The sequence below is a fragment of the Streptomyces sp. NPDC043680 genome (genome assembly GCF_056436685.1).
On the sequence record NZ_JBWKCE010000007.1, the window covers coordinates 61330 to 81819 of the forward strand.

A 20490-nucleotide genomic window follows, 5' to 3' on the forward strand; every position below is an offset into this window, starting at 1 on the left:
CCCCAAGCGACGTGCATGGAGGGCCTCGTCGGCACTTCGATGTCCGGTGGTCAGCCGGGCATCAGTTCCAGCGGTCGTCCTCCGGGATCGTGACCGAGCCGACGACCGAGCCGATCGCGGCCCCCAGGCCGACCTGGATCTGCACGCCCGGCCCGTCGGCCAGGGAAGGGCCGGAGGCCTGCGCACCGCCCGCCACGGAAAGGCACAGCGCAAGAGCGAGGGCCGCCGCGGCGAACACGCCGACCCGTGCGCTCCCCACAGAGCTTCCCATTTCTCGTCCCCCAAACAGTAAAGATTCACCAAAGAGGCCGCGATGAGTGGTTTCGATTTGAACCTTCATCGACTGCCCCCGCCTGTCCCCCACAGACTGCCTGCGATCATCGCCGCAGACCAAACCCATCACGGTGGCGTAATGTTGCATGACAACAAATGCGCCGGAGTTCGGGGGAGCGGCACGGATGATAGGGAGCGAATACACCGCTTCGGGTTTCGCGGAGCTGGACGACACGAGCGCGTCCGCCTACGGTCAGGCCGTCCGGATGGGCCGGTTCGACCGGGAGGCCGTCGCCGAGGAGCTGCGGCTGTCCCCTCAGGACGTCGAGCGCACCGAACAGGTGCTGCGCCACCTCAAGTTGCTCCAGCCCATGCCGGGCGACCCGTCCGTCCTGGTACCGGTGGGTCCCGACGCGGCGGCGGCCGATCTGGTCGGCGCCGCCGAGCGGCAGATCCGCGACCTCCAGGCCGCCGTGACCGACGTCCGGTCCAAACTCCTGTCCCTGACGCCCCTTTACTTCGAGGGCCGCCGCGAGCGGAACCGGGTCGAGGCGTTCGACCTGATCACCGACGCCGCCCTGGTGCAGTCGACCATCGACGAGCGCCGCCAGATGTGCCGCAGTGAGCTGCTGATCATCCAGCCCGGCGGCCCCCGCCCGGCCGAGATCCTGCCCGCCGCCCGCGAGTCCGCCCAGGAACTCCTAGGCCGGGGCGTGCAGATGAAGACCCTCTACCAGCACACCGCACGCAGTGACCTGCCCACCCGGGCCTACGTCCGCGAGGTGACCGCGGCCGGCGGGGAGGTGCGTACCGCCGACGAGCTGATCGACCGCCTCTTCATCTACGACCGCGAGATCGCCTTCCTGCCGGAGCGCGCCGCGTGTCCCGGCCGGCCCCCGGGCGCGGCGATCGTCCGCGAACCGACCCTGGTGTCCTTCCTCTGCTCCGTCTTCGACCATCTCTGGGACGGGGCGACGCCGTTTGCGCCGGAGACCAACAAGGCGACCGCCACCGCGGACGACGTCAAGCACTCGATCATGCGGCTGATGTCCAAGGGCTTCAAGGACGAGATGGTGGCCCGCCGCCTCGGCATGTCGGTGCGGACCTGTCGGCGCCACATCGCCGAGATCACCGAGGAGTTGGAGGCGACCAGCCGCTTCCAGGCCGGTTTCAACGTCGCGATGTCCGGGATCCTCGACACCCCGCAGGAAGAACTGCTCTGAACCCCGCTCCCCCTCAGACCCTGCGGAGGACGTCGGTGATGGTGTCCACGCAGTCCTGGTCCAGCATCGTGGTGATGTCGGTGTCCGGTGAGGAACCGAAGCCCGCGTCGTAGACGGCGCCGCTGACGCAGTACTCGTCGTCGATCACGAACGTGCGGAAGGACCACTCGTCGCCCGCCCCCGGGGTGCCGTCCGGGCGCTGCACCTGGACCGGCCTGCCGTCCGGACCGAAGCCGAACTCGGTGAACCGGAAGTTCATCCCCTGGCCGATCGCCTTGCTGTAAGCCTCCTTCAGCGTCCACAGCCGTACGAGCGACGGGTTGCGCTCCCGCTCCTCCAGCGCCGCCAGGGTGATCAGCTCGTACGGCGTGCAGACGTGCCGGCCGAGCCCGTCCCGGTACATCGGGCGGTCCGTCCGCTCGGCGTCCACCCCGATCAGGCCGCGGGTGGTCAGCCCGACCAGCAGCAGATCGCCGGTGTGGCTGAGGCTGACGTCGATCTGGTCGTAGCCGCGCAGGTACGGCCGTCCCGTCGGCCCGTACGTGAGCTCCAGCTGCGCGGGGTCGCTGCGCAGCACCGCGCCCGCCGCGCACTTGAGCAGCAGCCGGGAGGCGGCGTAGCGGCTGCGTACGTCCTCGTGGGCCAGCTCGAAGTAGCGCGACCAGTCACGGCCGAGCAGCTCGCGCAGCGCGTCCCCCTGCGGAAGCTGCTCCCCCAGCTCGGACATCCGCGCCCACAGCAGGGCGGAGCCGGTCTCCCGCAGGTCCTCGCGGACCTGCATCCAGGCCGCGTCCGAGCAGTCCGCGACCTCGACCGGGGTGGAGAGCGGCGGTCCCACGGCCGTGCTTCGGGGGGCCGTCATTCTTGCTCCTTCACTAAAGCGTGGATGTCTTCGATCGTTCCGGCTTCGAGGATGGGCCGGACCGGAAGCCGCCGTCCCGTCTGTTCTTCTATGAGGGTGATGAGTTGCAGCAGGAGTACCGAGTCCCATTGCGGCAGGTCGGCCAGCCGGGTGCCCGGCCCCTGCGCCCTCAGATCAAGATTGAACTCATCATGGAGCAATCGGTGGAAATCGTCGAGACTTCCAAGATTCACTTGTATCCTTTCCGGCCGAAATCATGCGCAGCAAGATGTAGTCGGGAACGACTTGAATCTCTGTCAAGTCGTGTTGGAATAGCGGCCCTTCGGGCGCGTCGGCGCGGCGGGTGAAGCCGAGCGAGGGGTAGAATCCGGCGGCCCGGGCATTCGCCCGGGTCTCCCGGTAGCGGGCGGTGACCACGGTGCAGCCCTCGGTGCGCGAGCGTTCCAGCAGGGCGCAGACAATGGCCTGTTCGATGCCCCGGCCCAGCACCCGGCAGCTCAGCCAGACGTTCTCGATGTCCAGCGCGTCCCCGGTCCGCCGCGCCAACACCGCCCCCACCGTTCCGTTGTCGCCGAACCGGTCGGCGGAGCGGGCCACCAGGAGCATCCGGCCGCCGATCCCGGCCGCGGCGGCCGCCACCTCCTGCTCCGTCAGCCGCAGCCCGGTCAGGTTGAACCGGTTGGTGCGCTGGGTGAGTTGAGCGGCCCGGGCTTCCTCGTGCGGCGCGGGCCGGCCCAGGTCCACGGTGATGTCGAGGTCCCGCAGGAAGCCCTCCGCCGTGCCGGCCCGTCGGCGGGCTGCGGCGCGCTGTGATTCGGCTCGATATCGACCGGCCCGTTCCCGGTCGTCCTCGGTGAGGCTCGGCGTGTCGAACCAGCCGTCGCGCAGCAGGCGGGTGACGTGCAGGGCGGGCTCGTCGTCGAGGCGGACCACGGCGGCCTCCGGCACCGCGGCCCGGACCCGGGCGCACTCGGCCGAGGAGTCGTCGACGAAGACCAGCGCGCCGGTGCCGATGCCCAGCCGGTCGGCGATGTCCCGCACATGGGCGTCCTTCGGCTCCCAGTCGGCGCGGATCTGCGCGAAGTCCCGTTCGCGCAGCACCAGGTCGGGATGTCCGCCGAGCGCGGCCACCACCTCCCGGCGGTCGTTCTTGCTGCTGACGGCGAGCAGGACGCCCTGCGCGGCAAGCTGGGCGATCACCTGCTGGAACGCCCCGAAGGCCTCGGCGCGGCCCTCGCCCGCTGCGGCGATGCCGCGGATCCCGTCCTCGGCGAGCACTCCGTCCCACAGGGTGTGGTCGAGGTCGAGCACCAGGCACTTGCGCGTCAGCCCGTACCGGGCCCGGGCCAGGTGGGCGACTTCCCGGGCGATCGCGGCCAGCAGGGGCGCGCCCAGGCGGGCCTGCGCGTAACGGGCGAGCCGCACGTCGTGCACCGGCCCGCCCTCGGCGATCAGCGGGTCGAGGTCGAGCACCACCAGGCCGGTGATACGCGTACCGAGGCGCAGCAGTCGGCTGTTGAAATCCCGCCAGACGGCGCCCAGTTCGGCCCGCGAGCGGTGGTCGATCAGCTGGTGGCTGCGCTCCCGGGACAGCGGGACGGTGTTGAGGACCAGGGTGCCCCGGCCCGCGGCCGCGTGCCCGGTGGCCAGTGCGGTGAGCAGCTCCAGGGCCTCCCCGGCGGCGCGTTCCACGTCCTGCGGCCGCCATACGGCGGGTACGCGGCCGAAGACCGTCTCGTCGTCGAGCAGGCAGAGGAGCAGTTCCGCGGTGCCGAACGAGCCGGCGGGCCCGGCCAGATCCTGGACGTAGGCACCGTGGTCGCCCAGGACCGGGTCCAACAGCATCCCGTGCCGGGCGAGTTCGGCGGTCAGCGGGTCCACCACGGGTGCGACGGTGGACTGCCCGGTGATCCCGACCGTCACCACGGGGGTGGCGGGGTGCAGGTCCCGTACGCGCTGCCGGTCCACCCCGGCCAGCAACCGCCCGACCCGGCGCAGCAGGGCCGGGTCCTCCGCCACCTCGTCCCGGGCCAGCAGTGCGGCGACCGTGTCGTATTCCTGTTCCAGCCGGTCCTGGTCCCGCAGCGCGCGCAGCCGGTCCAGCACTCCGACCCGGGCCGGCGCTTCCGCCCGGGCCGGCGCCTCTTCGGACACCGCAGTGCCCGTCCGCCATGCCTCCACAGCCGTCTCAGACCCTCTCCAGGCCGAGTCCGGCCTTGATCCATTTGCTGGACTCGATGGACAGGACGAGCGCCCGCTCCCCCTGCGCCATGTGGTCGAGCAACCCCTCCATCTGCAGGAAGGGCAGCGCGTTGCCGGTGTTCCCGGTGTCGGCGACGCAGCTGATCTCCCGCGCGGACGGCAGGGCCAGCCGCCGGGTGATCCGTTCGGTCATCCGCCGGGAGAGCTGCGGCGGCAGCAGGTAGTGGACGTCCTCGGGCCGCCAGCCGGTCTCGTCCAGCAGCGCCCACAGCAGCTCCGCCGCCATGTCCGGCACCTGCTCCTCGATCGCCTTGTAGTCCTCGGCCAGCATCGGCCGGTCCGAGTCGCGATCGCTGATGCCGTACCAGTCCAGGAGCTGTCCGGGTTCCCGGCCGAGGCCGGTGAGCCGGTGGACCACGCGCCGTACGGCCACCCGCTCGCCCGCCGGCTCCGCCGTCAGCACGGCCGCTCCGGCACCGTCCCCGAAGAGGACGTAGTTGACGAGCTCCCGGCCGGGCAGCCGGCCCGCACCGGGCCGCAGGTCGAGATGGCGGTGGGTGACGTCCCCGCCGATCACCAGTCCCGCCCCCGCACCGGCGCCGAGCAGCGCCGCGCCGAGCTCCACCGCCTGGAGCGCCCCCGAGCAGCCGGACTGCAGCTGGTAGGCGGGGAGGTGGTCGAGCCCGAGGCGGTCGGCGACCTGGGCGGCCGTGGTGGGCAGCAGGTGGTCGGGGGTGGCGGTGGCCAGGACCAGGAACTCGATGTCCGCCGCGGCCAGGCCCGCGGCGGTGAGCGCGTGGGCGCCGGCCTCGGCGCACAGGTCGGCCAGGGTGGCGCGGACCTCGCCGGTGGCGAGGTCCCGGGCGAAGTGCCGGGTCCGGGTGCCCACGAACACGTCGATCCACTCGTCGCTGACGCCGAGGGCCTGGCCCAGGGTGCTGTTGGAGACGGGCGGGCCGGGCAGGGCGCTGCCGGTGGCGGCGATGAATGCGGTGGTGGGGTGCACGGTGTGCTCCTTCATGCGGCCGGGACCGCCTTCGCGGTGAGCTGGTGGCCGAGGTGGTCTGCGAGGGAGGCGACCGAGCGCAGTGCGGGCAGCATGTGCGGGACGGAGATCTCGCCGAGGCGGGGCAGCCGGGCCTCGATCCGGTCCTTGAGCTGCATGATCATGACGGAGTCGAAGCCGAGGTCCTCGTAGAACCGGACGGTGGGCCCGATCTCCCCGGCCGGGTAGCCGCCGACCTCGGTCACGGCGGCGATCACGGCCGCCAGGACCTCGCCGCCCGCGCCGATCCCGGCCGGGGCCCCCGCAGGCGCGGCTGCGGGCGCCGGGGCCGCCGTACCGGCCGGGACCGTCGGGGCTGCCGTGTCGGCCGGGACCGTCGGGGCTGCCGGGGACGCCGGGGCTGCCGTCGACGCCGTGGACGCCGTATCGCCCGGCGCCGTCGAGTCCGCCCGGCGGCCGTTGCGGAAGCGGCTCCCGGTGCTGAAGACGTACGGCGCCAGCCGCTCGTCCCTGCGGTCCCGGGGCTCGTACAGGGCCGCCCAGTCGGGGTCGAGGCCCGCCCGGTACAGCGCGGCGACCACCTCGGCCAGCTCCCGGCCGCCCGACTCCGGTCCCGGGCAGGGGTGCAGGAACTCCCGCCCGTGGGCCGCGCCGGTCCGGCCGGCCAGCGGCAGCAGCTGGGGGCGCGGCCCGAGTTCCAGCAGGTGCGTCGGCGCGGTCTCCCGTACGAGCGCTTCGAGCGCGTCGGCGAACAGGACCGGTTCGGCGGCCTGCCCGGCCCAGTAGGCGGCGTCCAGCGGCTCCTCGCGCAGCATCCGGCCGTACCGGGTGGAGGCGAAGGGCACCTGCGGGCACACCGCGGCGGTCCTCCCGGCGCGCTCCCGGAACCGGTCGAGGACCGGCTCCAGCGCGGGCGAGTGGAAGGCGTGGGCGACGTCCAGTCGGCGGGCCCGCACCTGGTCCGCGAGCAGCGCCCGCTCGATCCGGTCGAGCACGGCGGCCGGTCCCGAAAGGGTCACATCGCCCGGGCCGTTGACCGCTGCGAGCACGGCCTCCGGTTCGGCGGCGAGCAGCGCGGCGACATCGTCCCGGCCGGCGCGGACGGCCAGCATGGCGCCGTCTCGGGGGAGTTCTGCCATGAGCGCACCCCGGACGGCGACCAGCTCGGCCGCCTCCGTCAAGGAGAGCGCTCCGGCGCTCACCGCGGCCGCGAACTCGCCGACGCTGTGGCCCAGGACGCTCACGGGCCGCACCCCCAGCCCGTCCAGGGTGGCGGCCAGCGCGTACCCGACCGCGAACAGGACGGGCTGGGCGTACCGGGTCTGCCCGACCCGCGGATCGGCGTCGAGCAGCAGCTCCCGTACGGAGAAGCCGGTGTGCGGACCGAGCGCCGCGTCGGCCTCGTCCATGTGGCGCCGGAAGACGGCGGACTCCCGGTGGAGGCCCGCGGCCATCCCCGCGTACTCGCTGCCCTGGCCGGTGAAGAGGAAGGCGACGGCCGGGCGGGACCAGGAGGGCGCCCGGCGGATCCCGACCACGGCGTCCGGGCCGGCCTCGGCGGCTTGCCGCAGCGCTGCAGCCAGTTCGCCGGTGTCGCGGGCGGTGGTCGCGAAGCGGTACGGCAGCCCCGTCTTGACCCGGTTGCTGGACCAGCACAGGGCGGCGGCCGCGCCGCGCGGCCGGGCGGCCACCGCGGCGGCCTGCACGGCCAGGTTGCGGCGCAGTCCCTCGGGGCTGTCCGCGGTCAGGGTGAACACGCCGGCGGCGGAGCCGGGGAGGCCCGACGCCCGGGCCCGGGCGGGCCCCCGGCCGCCCGGCGCACGGCTGCCGAGTGCGCTGCCGACCGCCGCGAGGGGGCGGGGCGCCGTCGCGAGCACCGCGTGCACGTTGGTCCCGCCCATCCCGAAGCTGCTGACCCCCGCAACGGTCTCCCCGCGCGGCAGCCGCAGCGGGGACTTGAGCAGCCGCAGCCCGCGCTCGGCGAGCCGCAGCCGGGGATTCTCCCGGTCCGCGAACCGGCTGGCCGGCACGAGCCGGTGGTGCAGCGCGAGCGCGGTCTTGATCAGCCCGGCGAGCCCCGCCGCGCCCTCGGTGTGTCCCAGGTTCCCCTTGACCGATCCGAGCGCGCACGGCTCGCTGCGGTCCACGCCGTGCACCGCGCCCAGCGCCGCGCACTCGATGGCGTCGCCCAGCACCGTCCCGGTGCCGTGGGCCTCGACGAACCGCACCTGGTCGGCGGTGACCCCGGCCCGGCGGTATGCGGCCTCCAGCACCTTCTGCTGGGCCCAGCGGCTGGGGGCGGTCACTCCGTTGCTGCGGCCGTCCTGGTTGACCGCGGTACCGCGGATCACGGCGTACACCCGGCTGCCGTCCGCGAGGGCGTCCTCCAGCCGGCGCAGCACCACGACCGCGACCCCGTCGCTGCGCCCGATGCCGTCGGCCTCGGCGCTGAAGGGCTTGCACCGGCCGTCGGGCGCGGCCAGCTTCAGCTGCTCGTAGACCAGCCCCAGGGACGGGGACAGGACCAGGTTGACGCCGGCCGCGAGGGCCGTCGACGTCTCGCCGGACAGCAGCGAGTTGACCGCCAGGTGGACGGCGACCAGGGAGGACGAGCAGGCGGTGTCGACGGTGAGCGAGGGCCCCGACAGGTTGAGGTGGTACGAGACCCTGTTCGCGGTCATCCCGGCGCTGCCGCCCGCTCCGAGCTGCGGGGTGACCCAGCGGTGGTCGGACATGGTGAGGCGGCCCCACTCGCCGCCCATCATCCCGACGAAGACCCCCGTCTCGGTGCCGGCCAGCGCCGGGGGCGCCGTACCGGAGTCCTCGATTGCCCGCCACGCGCACTGGAGCAGCATCCGCTGGTGCGGGTCCATGGCGGCCGCCTCGCGCGGCGAGACCGAGAAGAAGGCGTGGTCGAAGCTGTCGGTGCCTTCGGCGAAGCCGCCCCGCGAGACACCCGGGAAGTCGGCGGCGCTCCACCGCTCGTCCGGCAGCTCGCCGATCGCGTCTCCGGAGCGCAGCAGCAGCTCCCAGTAGGCGTCGGTGCCGTGCGCGCCCGGGAACAGGCAGTCGATGCCGACCACCGCGATGTCGCCCTTCACCGGTACCGCCCCCCGTACGCCACCGTCGCGGATGCCGCCGTCGCGGACGCCTGCTGCGCGGACCCCGCGGTCGGGGCGCCAGGGCCCGGCAGCACCGTGAGGAGGTGCGCGAGCAGGCTCTCCACGGTCGGGTGGTCCCACAGCAGGGTCGGCTCGGCCTCCAGGCCGAACTCGTCCTCCAAGTCGCCGCACAGGCTCAGGGCCATCACCGAGTCCATGCCGTACTCGGCCAGCGACACGGCGGGGTCGATGGTGGACGCCGGCCGGCGCAGGTACAGGGCGACCCGGTCCAGCAGCCAGGCGGGCGAGAAGGGGGTGGGGGCGGTCATCGCGTGCACTCCTTCGGTGTGCGGCGGCGTACGCACGGCGCCGGGGCCGTTCTCACGGCGCCGGGGCCGGCGGTCAGCCGCACACGGGTGTGTTGTAGAGGTCGTAGCTGTGTTGGGCGCCGTATCTGATCTGCGTCTCGTGCCGGATCCGGGTCTCGCATCCGGGTGGCAGGGCGGGCACCCGTGCGCCGAGCCGGCGCGCCACCCGGTGCAGGGCGGCCGCCGCCCAGGACGCGTCGGCGAGGAAGGGGTCCCCGCCGTCGGCCGCGTGCCGCCAGACCCCGAGCACGGCGGCCGCGGCCAGCAGCAGCGCGTACCGGTCGACCAGCGCGAAGCCGGCCGCGGTCGGCAGGGTGCGGGAGCCGTCGCGGTCGGCGGCCCGGACCCGGTCGCGCAGGTCGCGCAGCTCTCCGGTGAGGACGCCGGCCAGCCCGGCCAGCGCCTGGACGGCCGGGTCGGTGCCGGTGATGTCGGCGCCGATCAGCGGCAGGCAGGCGCTGAGGGCGTCCCGGCCCGAGGCCAGGCTGAGCCGGTCGGCGGACGGCAGCACCGGCAGCGGGTCCCAGGGCCGGAACAGCGCCGCGGGCGGCTCCGCCTCCCGGAACCAGGAGTCCTCCGCGAGCCGCGACAGCTGCGGGATGACCGTGGCCTGGCAGGCGGCGGAGCCGGCGTGGCCGAGACTGAGCACCGGTACGTCCCGGACGTGCTTCTGGAAGATGCCGAGTGTGCCCTCGCAGGTGTAGATGGCCGAGCCGAGCACCGTCGAGAGGTCGTACATCGTCTCGGTGAGCACCTTGGGCAGCAGGTACTTGAGCGCGGCCGAGTAGACGCTGGTCTGCTCGGGCAACAGGTGCAGCGCGCGCAGGGCGACCACCGCGAGGCTGTCGTAGAGCAGCAGGTTGACGAAGGCACCCGTGGTGGCGGCGAAGGCCCGGTCGGTGTCCGGCCCGTGCGTGCTGAAGGCCATGGAGCGCTGCGCCTGGAAGCCGACGGCCGTGCGCAGCACGGTGTCGACGGCTCCGACCGCCAGGGCGGAGATGACCGTACGGCTGAGCTGGAAGGAGCGCAGCGCGGTGGTGACCCCGCTGCCGAGCGGGCCGAGCAGGGCGGAGGAGGGCACCGGGCAGGAGTCGAACTCCACCCCGGCGAACCGGCAGCCGCGCAGGCCCACGGCGAGGTGGCGGGGCAGCAGGGTGACCCGGTCCGCGGGGAGGGCGGCCGGGTCGAGCAGCAGCGCCGAGTGGCTGCCGCTCCCGGGCTCCGGGTCGGTGCGGCAGAACAGCACCAGCGCACGGGCCCGTTCGAGGTTGTTGATGACGGGTTTGGCCCCGCCCAGCAGCAGTCCGCCGTCCGGGCCGGGGCGGGCCGAGACCTGGCTGCGCACGTAGTCGTTGCTGTGCGCGGTCTCGTGCTGCGCGATGGCGGCCTTGCCGCCGTCCAGCAGCAGCGCGGCCAGCTGGGTGCGCTGCTGCTCGGTGCCCGCCATCCACACGTCGGAGGCGGCCATCCAGCTCATGACCCCGTAGCCCATGCCGAGGCCGACGTCGCGGCGGAAGACCGGCCGCATGACGGCGACGAGGTCCTCGTACGAGGCGAGGCGCCCTCCGAGGGAGACGGGCACGAACTCGGCGAACACCCGGTGGGAGTCGAGCAGTTCCTCGCCCGGGGTGAAGCGCTCCGCGGCCCGGTCGGCGGCGACCAACCGGGCGTACCCGTGGGGGTTGGCCGGGTCCCCGGGGTCGCCGAAGGCCGCCTCCAGCCCGGCCGCACGGGCCCGGGCGGGAAGGCCGTCCGGGGCGGGGGTACGGGCGGGGGCGGAGGTACGGGCCGTGGCGGGGGCGGCTTGGGCGGCGCGGGCGAGGAGGCGGTTCACCACCGGCCGCCGCCCCCTGCGGGCTCCGGCCGCAGCAGGTCCTCGCCGAGCGCCATGCCGCGGGAGCGGACCAGGGCGGCCACGGCGGGGTCGAGCACTTCGTGGTCGGCGTGCAGTGCGCCCTGGAGGAAGAGCGTCCGCATCAGCGTGCGCTGGATCTTGCCGCTCGTCGTACGGGCGATGGCCCCCGCCCGGACCAGCAGCACATTGCCCACGGGGATGCTGAACTCGGCCCCGACCCGGTCCTGGATCCGCCGCAGCAGCGTCCGCAGACCGGCGGCGTCGCTGTCGGACGCCCTGACCTCGTGGACGACGACCAGCTGCTCGGAGCCCCCGGTGTCCACGGAGAAGGCCGCGCCGACACCGCCGCCGAGGGCGGGGGCCGTACCGCGCACGGTCCACTCGACGTCCTGCGGGTAGATGTTGCGGCCGTTGAGGATGATCAGCTCCTTGAGCCGGCCGGTGACGTACAGCCGCCCGTCCTCCAGGGTGCCGAGGTCGCCGGTGCGCAGGAAGCCGGTCTCGCCGGTGGCGAGCGTGGCCCGGAAGGTGCGCTCGGTCTCGGCGGGCCGCCGCCAGTAGCCCTGGGCGACGCTGTCGCCGCGCAGCCAGATCTCGCCGACGGCGCCGGGCGGCAGCTCGCTGCGGCTCTCGGGGTCGACGATCCGCAGGTCGTACCCGGTGGCGGGGCCGCAGGCGGTCAGCGTGCGCGCGTACGCGGAAGGCACGGGCCCCGCGGGGGCGAACCGGCCCTGGTCCAGGGCGGCGGGGTCGACGGCGCTCGCCGTGTACAGCGCCCCGGGGGTCCCGGCGGAGACCAACAGGGTCGCCTCGGCCAGCCCGTAGCAGGGGTACGGCGCCTCGGCGCGCAGCCCGGCCGGGGCGAAGCGGCGGGTGAAGGCGTCCATGGTGCTCGCGCGCACCGGCTCGGCGCCGTTCAGGGCGAGGCGCCAGCGGGAGAGGTCGAGCCGGGCGATGTCCTCGTCGGAGATCCGCTCGACGCACAGGTCGTAGCAGAAGTTGGGCCCGCCGCCCACGCTCACCCCGTACTCCTCGATCGCCTGGAGCCAGCGCAGCGGACGCTTCACGAAGGCGGTGGCGGACATCTGGACGGAGAGGCTGCCGAGCAGGAGGGGGTGCAGCAGGTGGGCGATGAAGCCCATGTCGTGGAAGTGCGGCAGCCAGCTGCCGAACCGGTCCTCCCCAGTGGTCCGCAGCACCTGCCGCAGCAGCCGCTGGTTGTCCATCACGTTCCGGTGGCTGACCATCACCCCGCGCGGATCGGAAACCGACCCCGAGGTGTACTGGAGGAAGGCGAGGTCGTCCGGTCTGGTGCGCACCGGCCGCCAGGCCTCGGCGTCACCCAGCCCGGGCAGGTCGGTGGCCAGGCAGGACACGCCCTCCGTCAGCGAGTCGGCGAGCCACCGCGACACCTCCGGCGCGGCGGCGGCCTCGGTGAGCACCCACCGCGCCCCGGTGTCCCGGAGCACCGCACTGACCCGGTCGCTGCGCCGCCCCCGCGGCCCCGCCCCGGGCAACGGCGCGGGCACGGCGACGGCGCCCGCGTACAGGCAGCCCGCGTAGGCGGTGAGGAAATCGGTGGTCGAGCCGTACAGCAGCAGCACGGGCTCGCCCTCGACGCCGCGCTCCTGCAGCAGGGAAGCGATCCGGCGCGCCTGCCGGTCGAGCTCACCGTAGGTCAGCCGGCGCGGCCCGCTCCCCGCCCGCTCCCCGATCTCGACATGCGCAACGGCCTCCCCCAGCCGCCCCGCCTGCGCACGCAACGCTTCGCCAAAGGTCGGCAGTTCAAACACATCAAAAGGCTTCGGCATTGCTCCCCCTGGCGCCGCTGCTGGAACCCGACCCATGCTCGAGCAAACCTCTAAAGAACCGCTTGTACCGCCCGAGGTCTCGATCCGCCTCTCCCCCGGCGCCGACGGCCCGGGACGCCGCTCGTCCTGGACGGGGCACTTCGACATCCCGGCCGCGAAGGCGCCACGCGGCGACACCATGACGCACCCGGGGTGTCGCGGCGCCACAACAACGCCACAATGACTTGCCATGGCGCCCTCCTGGTGTCACTACCTGTCCAGGGACATGCCCCCTACGTCGATCACCTCCGCCGTGAGTTCGCGGTCGCCGCCCACGCCGGCGGGGACGAAGCGCGCGCCCTGGCCGAGCGGCTGACCGCCCCCTGGAGTCCGCCGCGCGCCTGACTCGCCTGAACGCGCTCTCCGCCGCCACTGAGGAGACCACTCGCGATCTGGCCCCCGCCTCCGAGGGTGTACGGGTGGGCTGGACCCCGAATTCGTGGTGACAGCACCGCCGACCTCGGAGAGCACCCGCGACGACGCCCGCGAGGTGGCGCCACCGGTGGCGCCACCTCCCGGTGACGGCGGCGAGAGCGCCACGGCCGGGATCAACTTCCACCTCCCGGCACCTCAAGGCCCGGGTCGGGGACGCCGCAGGCCAGGAGGGGCTGTCCGTCAACGCCTGGCTCGTACGGGATGTGGCCATCGCCCTGGAGCCGGCGGACCGGCCCGGCCCGCCGGGCGCGCCACGCGACCCGGCCGGCGAGGGGCCGCTCGGCGAGTGCCGGGTCAAGACCTCGCTCGGCGACATCCTGCTCGCCGAGGCGGGCGTCGCGCACCCGCGCACCGGCCACGGGGACACCCGCGTAGACCGCATGACCGTCAACGCCGAGATCCACGGGGCGGGCCGCATCGGACGGTGCCAAGGCTGCCGAGTGACCGAGGCTTCCTCGGACCCGCCTCTCGATCAACGGGCCGCGGCCGCCCGACGCCCACGGGCCTGGATCTCCCCGCGCCGCGACCCGTGAAGGCAGATATCAAGTCGACCCGGTCACGCCTTTTCTGATACCCCGATACAGCACGGTGTGCAGGGCTTTGGAGAGCGCCATCACCACCCCGCCCAGGCCAGGCCTGGCATGCCTCGCCTCGTATACGAGGACAAGGCTGAATGGCCGGATGTCATCGGCGATGCGGATGGGCCGTGCGCGCAACGCCTGCACACAATGGGCATCGTGATCACGAACCACGATCACGAACGAGTCGGGGGGCCCGTGCTGTGAGTGACATCGTGTTCAGACTACTCGGAGCGCTGGACGTCCAGGTCGACGGAAGGATCCTCACCCTCGGCAGCTCCCGCCAGCGAACCGTTCTGGCCACGCTGCTCCTTGCGCGGAACCGGGTGGTTTCGGTCGAGCGTCTCATCGCCACGGTCTGGCAGGGCAATGAGCCCGTCACCGCACGGAACCAGATCGCCATCCTCGTCGGCGCGCTGCGCAGGCTCTTCAAGGACGCCGCGGGCGCCGCCGATCTCATCGTCACCTCGCACCCCGGCTACATCATGACTCTCAGCAAACATCAGTTGGACATCGCGCAGTTCGAGGAACGGGCGAGCCGGGCACGGGAGGCTGCTCGGCTGGGACAGCCTGCCGAGGCGTGCAAGCACATCGACGAGGCGCTGAGCCTGTGGCGGGGACGCGCGCTGGAGGGCATCGTCGGCGAGCCCGCGGAGAGCACCGCGACCCGCTTGGAGGATCTCAGGCTCGATCTCTTGGAGGAGCGGGCCGGACTGCAGTTGCAGCTCGGGCGGCATCGGGCGCTTATCGGCGAACTGACGGCGCTGGTGCGTGAGCACCCATTGCGGGAGCAGTCGCGCAGTTGGCTGATGCTCGCCGAGTACCGGTCGGGAAACCGCGCCCGCGCGCTCGAGATCTTCCGGGAAGGGCGCGCGATCCTGGTGGACAAGCTCGGCTTGGAGCCCGGCCCGGGGCTGCGGTCGATCCACGATCTGATCCTCCAGGACGCGCCGGAACTGGCACCGCCGCTCGGTCTTCCGACGCCTGCCGCGATGGCGGTGGTCCCTGCGCAGCTTCCGGCCAGTGTCGCGGCCTTTTCCAGCCGCGAAGAAGAGCTCTGCGGTCTCGACCGTCTGCTGGATGAGAGTCACGGGGCCCGTCCGCCCGCCATAGGTTCCATCTCCGGTGTCAGTGGCGTGGGCAAGACGGCCCTCGCCGTCCACTGGGCCAACCAGGCCGCCACCAGCTTCCCTGACGGCCAGCTCTTCATCAATCTGCGCGGGTACCACGAGACAGACGAGCCAGTACCGCCCGAGGCGGCGCTGGAGCGGCTGCTCCACTCACTCGGGGTGCCCGGCGCGCGGATCCCCGCCGACCTCGGCGACCGGGCCGCCCTCTACCGGAGCGTGCTCGAAACCAAGAGGATGCTGATCCTGCTCGACGACGCGCGGTCGTTCGAGCAGGTTCGCCCCCTCCTCCCCGGGACCGGTCGGTGCTGCGTTCTGATCACGAGCAGGGATCCGATCGACGACCTGACCGGCGACTTCGCCATACGCCGGATCGCGCTGCGGGTCCTCGAACAGGACGCGGCCACCGCCCTGCTCGCCCAAGTGGCCGGGCCCGAGCGGTTCGCCGCCGACCCGGAGGCCGCAGCCCGTCTCAGCGAACTCTGCGACCGGCTGCCGCTCGCCCTGCGTATCGCCGGGACCCGGCTGGCGGCACGCCCTCACTGGACTCTGCGCTCCCTGGTGGAGCGGCTGGAATGCGAACGGCGCCGCCTCGACGAACTGAGCCCCGGCCAAGGCGGCATCCGGGCCGGGCTACGGCTCACCTACCGGCACCTCCCGCCGGCCGCGGCGCGGATGTTCCGCTGCCTTGGCCTGCTCAAGGTGCCGGAGTTCGCCTCCTGGGTGGGCGCCGCGCTCCTGGACACCGAGCTGTGGGAGGCCGAGGACCTCATCGAGCAACTCGTCGACGCGCAGTTGCTGGAGGCCGTTCAGCATCGGGCCGGGCACCCGCCCCGATACCGCTTCCACGACCTGCCACGCCTGTATGCCCGGGAGCTCGCCCTGGCCGAGGACGGTGAGGACGAAAGGAGCTCGGCCCTGCGCCGGGCCTTCGGCGGCTGGATCACGCTGGCCGACGAAGCCCATCGCCGGGCGGAGGGTGGGACCACGCCGCGCATCGCACCCGTGGGTCGCCACGAGCTGCCGCGGTCGCTGCTGGACGAGCTCCTGCGTACTCCCATGGACTGGTTCGAGACGGAGCGCCAGGCCATCGTCGCCGTCGTGGCCCAGGCGGCGCAGAGCGACGTCGGCAGCAGCCTGGCGGAGTTCAGCTGGTCACTCACGGCGTGCGCCACGCCGGTCTTCGAGACCCGCCACTACCTGGACGACTGGCGCTGCTGCGCCGAACAGTCCCTCGTGGCCGCCCGGCGCGCAGGCTCTGCCAAAGGGGAGGCGGCCATGCTGCGCTCCCTCGGCTCGCTGGCCATCAACCAGCGCCGCTACCTGAGCGCCCAGGAGTCGCTGATGTCCGCCCTGGAGCTGTTCCGGCAGGCAGGCGACGCGCACGGCGGCGCCCAAGTGCTCCGGCTGCTGGCCATCTGTGCGCACTTCCGCAGCGACCTCGCGCATGCCGCGCGGTACGTCGAGGAGGCCATGGAAGTCTTCGTCCGCCTCGGGGACGCCCGTGAGGCGGCTCACGCCATGGGTCTCTTCGCGCAGATCGAGGTGGAGCGTGGCAACCTCACCAAGGGGGTCGAGCTCAGCGAGCGCGCGGTGGCCAAGAGTCGGGAGGGTGGGCTGTGGCGAGCCGAAGCGCAGAGCCTGCACTGGCTCGCCGAGGTGCTGCTGCGCAGCGGTGAGCCCGGGAGGGCGGCTGCCGCCAGTCGCCGGGTGGTGGAGCTGACGCAGGAAGGAGGCGACCGTGTCGGCGAGACCTACGCCCTGCGCGCCTTGGGCGATGCCCTGTGGCGGACCGGCGAGTTCGTGGAGTCGCAGTCCGTACTGGGCCGCGCCCGGGAGATCGCGGACGAGCTTGCCGACGACTTCCTGATCGCCCGGATCGAGGCGGACCTCGGTTGCATCGACGCGGTGGCGGGCGACCCGGGCGCGGCGCGGCGCATCGGCGGCGCCCTGAACACGTTGACCGCACTGGGGGCGAAAGTGTGGCAGGACCGCACCGAACGCCTGCTCCGCGCCGTGGAGGCCGCCGAGCCCGGCGTACCGGTCCCGGCCACGACACTGGCCAAGCTGCTGGAGGAACCGGGCGACCGGAGCACGAGGGTCCACTGAGGCCCCGGGGCGCGAGCCCCGTCGGAACTCATCGGAAAGGCCTAGTGCTGTGGCCGGGAAGGTTTGCCGGGTCGCGTTGTCCGGTGCGGTGCATCGCAAGGCGGAGGCCCGCGGCTCGTACTGGACGTACTTGCGCGGTCCGACAACGCAGCGAGGTGCCGTGCCGGGCGGCGCGACCCGGTGGACCTGTCCGGTCACAGCACTAGTTCCAGGGGAAGTCCTGGTCAGGGCCGGCGATGCCGACCTGGGCCGAAGCCGTGACGACGATCGGGGCCGATGTGCCTCCGGGCCCCGTCGTGTTCGCTGCGGCTGCCGCACCAAGCAACAGTGCGATACCCGTGACGAGGCCGAGCATGGTGACTCCCGTGGTTGTGCGGGTTCCGTTCATCGGACTTCCCCCTCTGGCGTGGTGACCCGTTCGCGCGATCCGGCCGTGCCTAACGCCGGATTACACCGGTCGGTGTGTGAGAGAAAGATAGGAAGAGGTTCTATGGAGCCTCTATTTTTTTTGTTCGTCGATCAATGAAATCAAGACAAAATCGAGAGAACACCGGGACTGGTTAGCATTGGCAGGTTGCAGGACCATGTAGTTGAACGGGGAACCATGGATTTCCGCTTGCTTGGCCCGGTCGAGGTACGGCGCGATGACCAACGCATCGACCTCGCGGGCACGAAGATGCACACATTGCTGGCGGCTCTACTGCTGGCCAGGGGGAAAGTAGTGCCGGACGCTCGGCTCAGCACGCTGTTGTGGGGGATGACCCCTCCGACGACCATGAAGGCTCAGATTTACACACACGTATCACGGCTTCGGAAGCTGCTGGAACCGGAAATCGCCATCCACCGGAGGGCTCCCGGATACGTACTGGAAACGGGCGACTCCCGCGTCGACGTGGTGGAGTACGACCGACTCGACCGGCTCGGCCGACAAGCCCTTCGGGCAGGACGCTACGAGGAAGCGCGAACGCTGTTGCGCAGTGCGCTGGAACTGTGGCGCGGGCCCGTACTTTCCAATGCCACCGAGTTCCTGGCGGCGGAGGAGGGCCCGCAATGGGACGAGGGCCACGCGGCGACTCTGGAGAACCGCATGGAGGCCGATCTCGCACTGGGCAGGCACCAGCAGGTCATCGCGGAGCTCACGCGCTTGGTTGCGGACTTCCCGCTGCGGGAGCGGCTGCGGGCCCAGTTGATGACGGCGCTCTACCGGTGCGGTCGGCAGGCCGACGCGCTCCACGTCTTCCGCCTGGGCCGTACCGTGCTGGCCGAGGAGCTGGGAGTGGACCCGGGCAGCGAGCTCACCACCACGCACGAGGCCGTGCTCCGCGGCACCCTGGACTTCCAGGGTGCCGTCGCCGGGCACGCGGCCCCGGGCCCCGGGGCGTCGCCCAGGACCGCGGTCGCCTCACCCCCGACGGGCCCCACGACCGCCGGTACCGGCACGGCCGCACTGCCTGCGGCGCCGCGGCAAGTCCCCGCGATGCTGCCGCCCGACACGGCCGCCTTCGTCGGCAGGACGCGCGAACTGGAGGCGGTGACCGCCCTTCTGGCGCCGGCGGACGAGCCCGGAGGTGACCCCGCGGGTGCGCGCCGCCTGCTGATCACCGGCATGGCGGGTGTGGGCAAGACCTCTCTCGCCGTGCGCGCCGCACACGCCATGCGCGAGCGGTTCCCTGACGGCCAGCTGTACGCGGACCTGGTCGCCTCCGACGGCACTCCCGAGGACCCGCGCGGGGTGCTCATCCGGCTGCTGAGGTCCCTCGGCCACGAGCCGGCGCAGGATGTCCGGCACGATCTCGACGAGCTGGTGCGGCTCTACCGCACCCACACCGCCGGGCTCCGCCTGATCGTGCTGCTGGACAACGGTGTGAGCGGCGCGCAGTTGGCGCCGCTCCTGCCCGCCAGCCCACACACCGTCGTCCTGGTCACCGGGCACGCACACCTGGCGGCGGTCGTGGGCCCTGACATTCTGGCTCTGGAGCCGATGCCCGAGCGCGAGTCGCTCGCCGTGCTCCGGACCATCGTCGGTGCCGCGCGGATGGCGGCTGAGCCGCAGGCGGCCGCGCAGATCGTCATCCACTGCGCCGGGCTGCCTCTCGCACTCAGGATCGCCGGGGCACGGCTGGCGTCCCGGCCGCACTGGCCCCTGGCCCGCCTGGCCCAGCGGCTCGCGGAGCCGACCGAACGGTTGCGGGAGCTGCGCTTCGGCGATCTGGACCTTGACCGGTCGCTGCGGAGCTGGTTGGCACGTACGGGTGGCCAGGTCCGGGACCAGCTGGCCTGCCTGTCCGTGTTGGGCGAGCAGCCGTTCACGGCGCCGGCGGCGGCCACGGCGCTGGGCCTGCCCACAGCCCGAGCCGAGGACCTGGTGGAGCAACTCGCCGACGGCGCCATGCTGGAGACGGTCGGCCCGGTCGAGTACCGCTTCCACCGGCTGGTTCTGCTGCACGCGCAGTGCGTGATGGCGCACTGTCCGCAACCGGTGATGCCCGCGCTCGTAGCGGCATGACCCGGTCCTAGGGCGGGATCGTCAAAGCCCCGCCGGGCCGGCACTGTCCGGCACCGCACCTCACCGCGTTGTCGGGGCGCCCGAGTACGTCCAGTACTCGGGCGCCCCTCCGCCTCGCGAGGCACGGCCCCGGACACCGCGGGCGCTGCCGGCGCTGCTTTGACGACCCGCCCCGGCGCACGAAGGCCTGACGGCGAGAAGCCGTCAGGCCTGCCCGGATGTGGGCGCCGGTGTCCGCGTCCGGTCACGCGCGCTGTCAGCCCCGCAGCGCCTGCGCCACGACGGACAGCACGGCCGCCTGCCGTTGGCGCAGGTAGAAGTGCCCGCCGTCGAACAGATCGACTGCGAACCGCTCTCCCGACACATCCGCCCAGGCGTCCAGGTCCTCGGGGGGTACGCCCGCGTCGTGCCGGCCTCCAAGGGCTGTGACCGGCACGTCCAACCGGCGCCGGAGCCGGTACCGGTATGTCTCGCACAGCTCGAAGTCCGCCCGGATCACAGGGAGCAGGACCTCCAGCAGCTCCGGATGCGCCAGCAGTTCGGCCTGCGTCCCCTCCAGTTCCGTGAGAAAGTCACGCAGACTCGCGTCGTCGCGCAGATGCACGTCCCGGGTCCGTCTCGGCAGCTGAGGCGCTCGGTAGGCCGAGACGAAGACGTGGACGGGCGGCCGACCGCGCGCGATGAGTTCGTGCGCCAGCTCGAAGGCGAGCAGCGCGCCCATACTGTGCCCGAACAGGGCGCACCCGTCCCGCGTCACCGGATGGGAGACCACGGCGTCCGCCAGCTGCGCCGCGAGCACCGCCGCCGACCTCACCGGCGGCTCCCCGAACCGGTCCTCGCGACCCGGCAGCTGAACGGGCACGGCCCTGGCGTACGGAGTGAGGGCGTCCGGCCAGGTGCGGTACGCCGTGGCGCCGCCGCCCGCGTGCGGCAGGCACAGCAGCGGCAGCCCTTCGGCGGGAGCACCGGCCACCGCCGGGAACCAAGAGCCGACG

The 20490-nt window shown here is 72.9% G+C and carries 14 protein-coding genes and 1 pseudogene; 4 read left to right on the plus strand and 11 right to left on the minus strand.

Translation table 11 applies throughout. The features are described 5' to 3' along the window. Positions 1-61 precede the first annotated feature (61 nt). Entirely contained in the window at positions 62-271 is a 210-nt protein-coding gene (locus AC0666_RS17015) for a hypothetical protein (protein ID WP_468971179.1), read from the minus strand. Positions 272-458: 187 nt separating this feature from the next. Between AC0666_RS17015 and AC0666_RS17020 the strand changes: the two genes are divergently transcribed. Beyond that, on the plus strand, positions 459-1496 hold the full coding sequence (locus AC0666_RS17020) for a LuxR C-terminal-related transcriptional regulator (RefSeq protein WP_478707848.1): 1038 nt from the start codon (positions 459-461) through the stop codon (positions 1494-1496). 13 nt (positions 1497-1509) lie between these two features. Here AC0666_RS17020 and AC0666_RS17025 read toward each other — a convergent pair whose 3' ends face one another. The 8 genes from AC0666_RS17025 to AC0666_RS17060 form a co-directional block, all read right to left on the minus strand. Continuing rightward, a complete protein-coding gene (locus AC0666_RS17025) occupies positions 1510-2358 on the minus strand; it encodes a 4'-phosphopantetheinyl transferase family protein (RefSeq protein ID WP_468971183.1) in 849 nt (282 codons plus the stop codon). Continuing rightward, positions 2355-2591: an acyl carrier protein gene (locus tag AC0666_RS17030; protein ID WP_468971185.1), complete on the minus strand. Its 237-nt coding sequence runs from the start codon at positions 2589-2591 to the stop codon at positions 2355-2357. Before AC0666_RS17030 ends, AC0666_RS17025 begins: the two co-directional genes overlap by 4 nt. Beyond that, positions 2548-4512 carry an HAD-IIIC family phosphatase gene (locus AC0666_RS17035; protein ID WP_478707849.1) on the minus strand — a complete coding sequence of 655 codons (1965 nt, stop codon included), beginning with the start codon at positions 4510-4512 and terminating at the stop codon, positions 2548-2550. The genes AC0666_RS17030 and AC0666_RS17035 overlap by 44 nt, the downstream gene beginning before the upstream one ends. Positions 4513-4546: 34 nt before the next feature. Beyond that, positions 4547-5581, minus strand: a complete 1035-nt coding sequence (locus AC0666_RS17040) for a 3-oxoacyl-[acyl-carrier-protein] synthase III C-terminal domain-containing protein (protein ID WP_468971189.1) — start codon at positions 5579-5581, stop codon at positions 4547-4549. Beyond that, entirely contained in the window at positions 5578-8667 is a 3090-nt protein-coding gene (locus tag AC0666_RS17045) for a type I polyketide synthase (RefSeq protein ID WP_478707850.1), read from the minus strand. Before AC0666_RS17045 ends, AC0666_RS17040 begins: the two co-directional genes overlap by 4 nt. Further along, the gene (locus AC0666_RS17050) at positions 8664-8996 is read right to left on the minus strand and encodes an acyl carrier protein (RefSeq protein ID WP_468971193.1); all 333 of its coding nucleotides are present in this window, start codon (positions 8994-8996) and stop codon (positions 8664-8666) included. The genes AC0666_RS17045 and AC0666_RS17050 overlap by 4 nt, the downstream gene beginning before the upstream one ends. A gap of 73 nt (positions 8997-9069) precedes the next feature. Then, a complete protein-coding gene (locus tag AC0666_RS17055; RefSeq protein WP_468971194.1) occupies positions 9070-10872 on the minus strand; it encodes an acyl-CoA dehydrogenase in 1803 nt (600 codons plus the stop codon). Continuing rightward, the gene (locus AC0666_RS17060; protein WP_478707851.1) at positions 10866-12653 is read right to left on the minus strand and encodes a fatty acyl-AMP ligase; all 1788 of its coding nucleotides are present in this window, start codon (positions 12651-12653) and stop codon (positions 10866-10868) included. The genes AC0666_RS17055 and AC0666_RS17060 overlap by 7 nt, the downstream gene beginning before the upstream one ends. 267 nt (positions 12654-12920) lie before the next feature. On the opposite strand from AC0666_RS17060, the pseudogene AC0666_RS17065 reads away from it, so the two are divergent. Then, positions 12921-13411 (plus strand): annotated as a pseudogene (locus AC0666_RS17065) (hypothetical protein); the annotation flags it as partial. A 545-nt stretch (positions 13412-13956) separates the two neighbouring features. After that, complete coding sequence (locus AC0666_RS17070) at positions 13957-16989, plus strand: AfsR/SARP family transcriptional regulator (protein ID WP_478707852.1); 3033 nt, start codon at positions 13957-13959, stop codon at positions 16987-16989. A gap of 202 nt (positions 16990-17191) precedes the next feature. On the opposite strand, the gene AC0666_RS17075 is transcribed toward AC0666_RS17070, so the two are convergent. Then, positions 17192-17377: a hypothetical protein gene (locus tag AC0666_RS17075; RefSeq protein ID WP_468971200.1), complete on the minus strand. Its 186-nt coding sequence runs from the start codon at positions 17375-17377 to the stop codon at positions 17192-17194. 288 nt (positions 17378-17665) lie between these two features. On the opposite strand from AC0666_RS17075, the gene AC0666_RS17080 reads away from it, so the two are divergent. Continuing rightward, a complete protein-coding gene (locus AC0666_RS17080) occupies positions 17666-19495 on the plus strand; it encodes an AfsR/SARP family transcriptional regulator (RefSeq protein ID WP_468971431.1) in 1830 nt (609 codons plus the stop codon). A 256-nt stretch (positions 19496-19751) separates the two neighbouring features. Here the strand turns inward: AC0666_RS17080 and AC0666_RS17085 are convergent, their stop codons facing one another. After that, the gene (locus tag AC0666_RS17085; RefSeq protein WP_468971201.1) at positions 19752-20468 is read right to left on the minus strand and encodes a thioesterase II family protein; all 717 of its coding nucleotides are present in this window, start codon (positions 20466-20468) and stop codon (positions 19752-19754) included. Positions 20469-20490 lie beyond the last annotated feature (22 nt).

What these genes read in the sequence shown, in the direction of transcription:
- AC0666_RS17025 (WP_468971183.1), bottom strand. Translation starts at nt 2,358, where the DNA reads ATGACGGCCCCCCGAAGCACGGCCGTGGGACCGCCGCTCTCCACCCCG.
- AC0666_RS17015 (WP_468971179.1), bottom strand. Translation starts at nt 271, where the DNA reads ATGGGAAGCTCTGTGGGGAGCGCACGGGTCGGCGTGTTCGCCGCGGCG.
- AC0666_RS17080 (WP_468971431.1), top strand. Translation starts at nt 17,666, where the DNA reads ATGCACACATTGCTGGCGGCTCTACTGCTGGCCAGGGGGAAAGTAGTG.
- AC0666_RS17050 (WP_468971193.1), bottom strand. Translation starts at nt 8,996, where the DNA reads ATGACCGCCCCCACCCCCTTCTCGCCCGCCTGGCTGCTGGACCGGGTC.
- AC0666_RS17020 (WP_478707848.1), top strand. Translation starts at nt 459, where the DNA reads ATGATAGGGAGCGAATACACCGCTTCGGGTTTCGCGGAGCTGGACGAC.
- AC0666_RS17040 (WP_468971189.1), bottom strand. Translation starts at nt 5,581, where the DNA reads ATGAAGGAGCACACCGTGCACCCCACCACCGCATTCATCGCCGCCACC.
- AC0666_RS17075 (WP_468971200.1), bottom strand. Translation starts at nt 17,377, where the DNA reads ATGAACGGAACCCGCACAACCACGGGAGTCACCATGCTCGGCCTCGTC.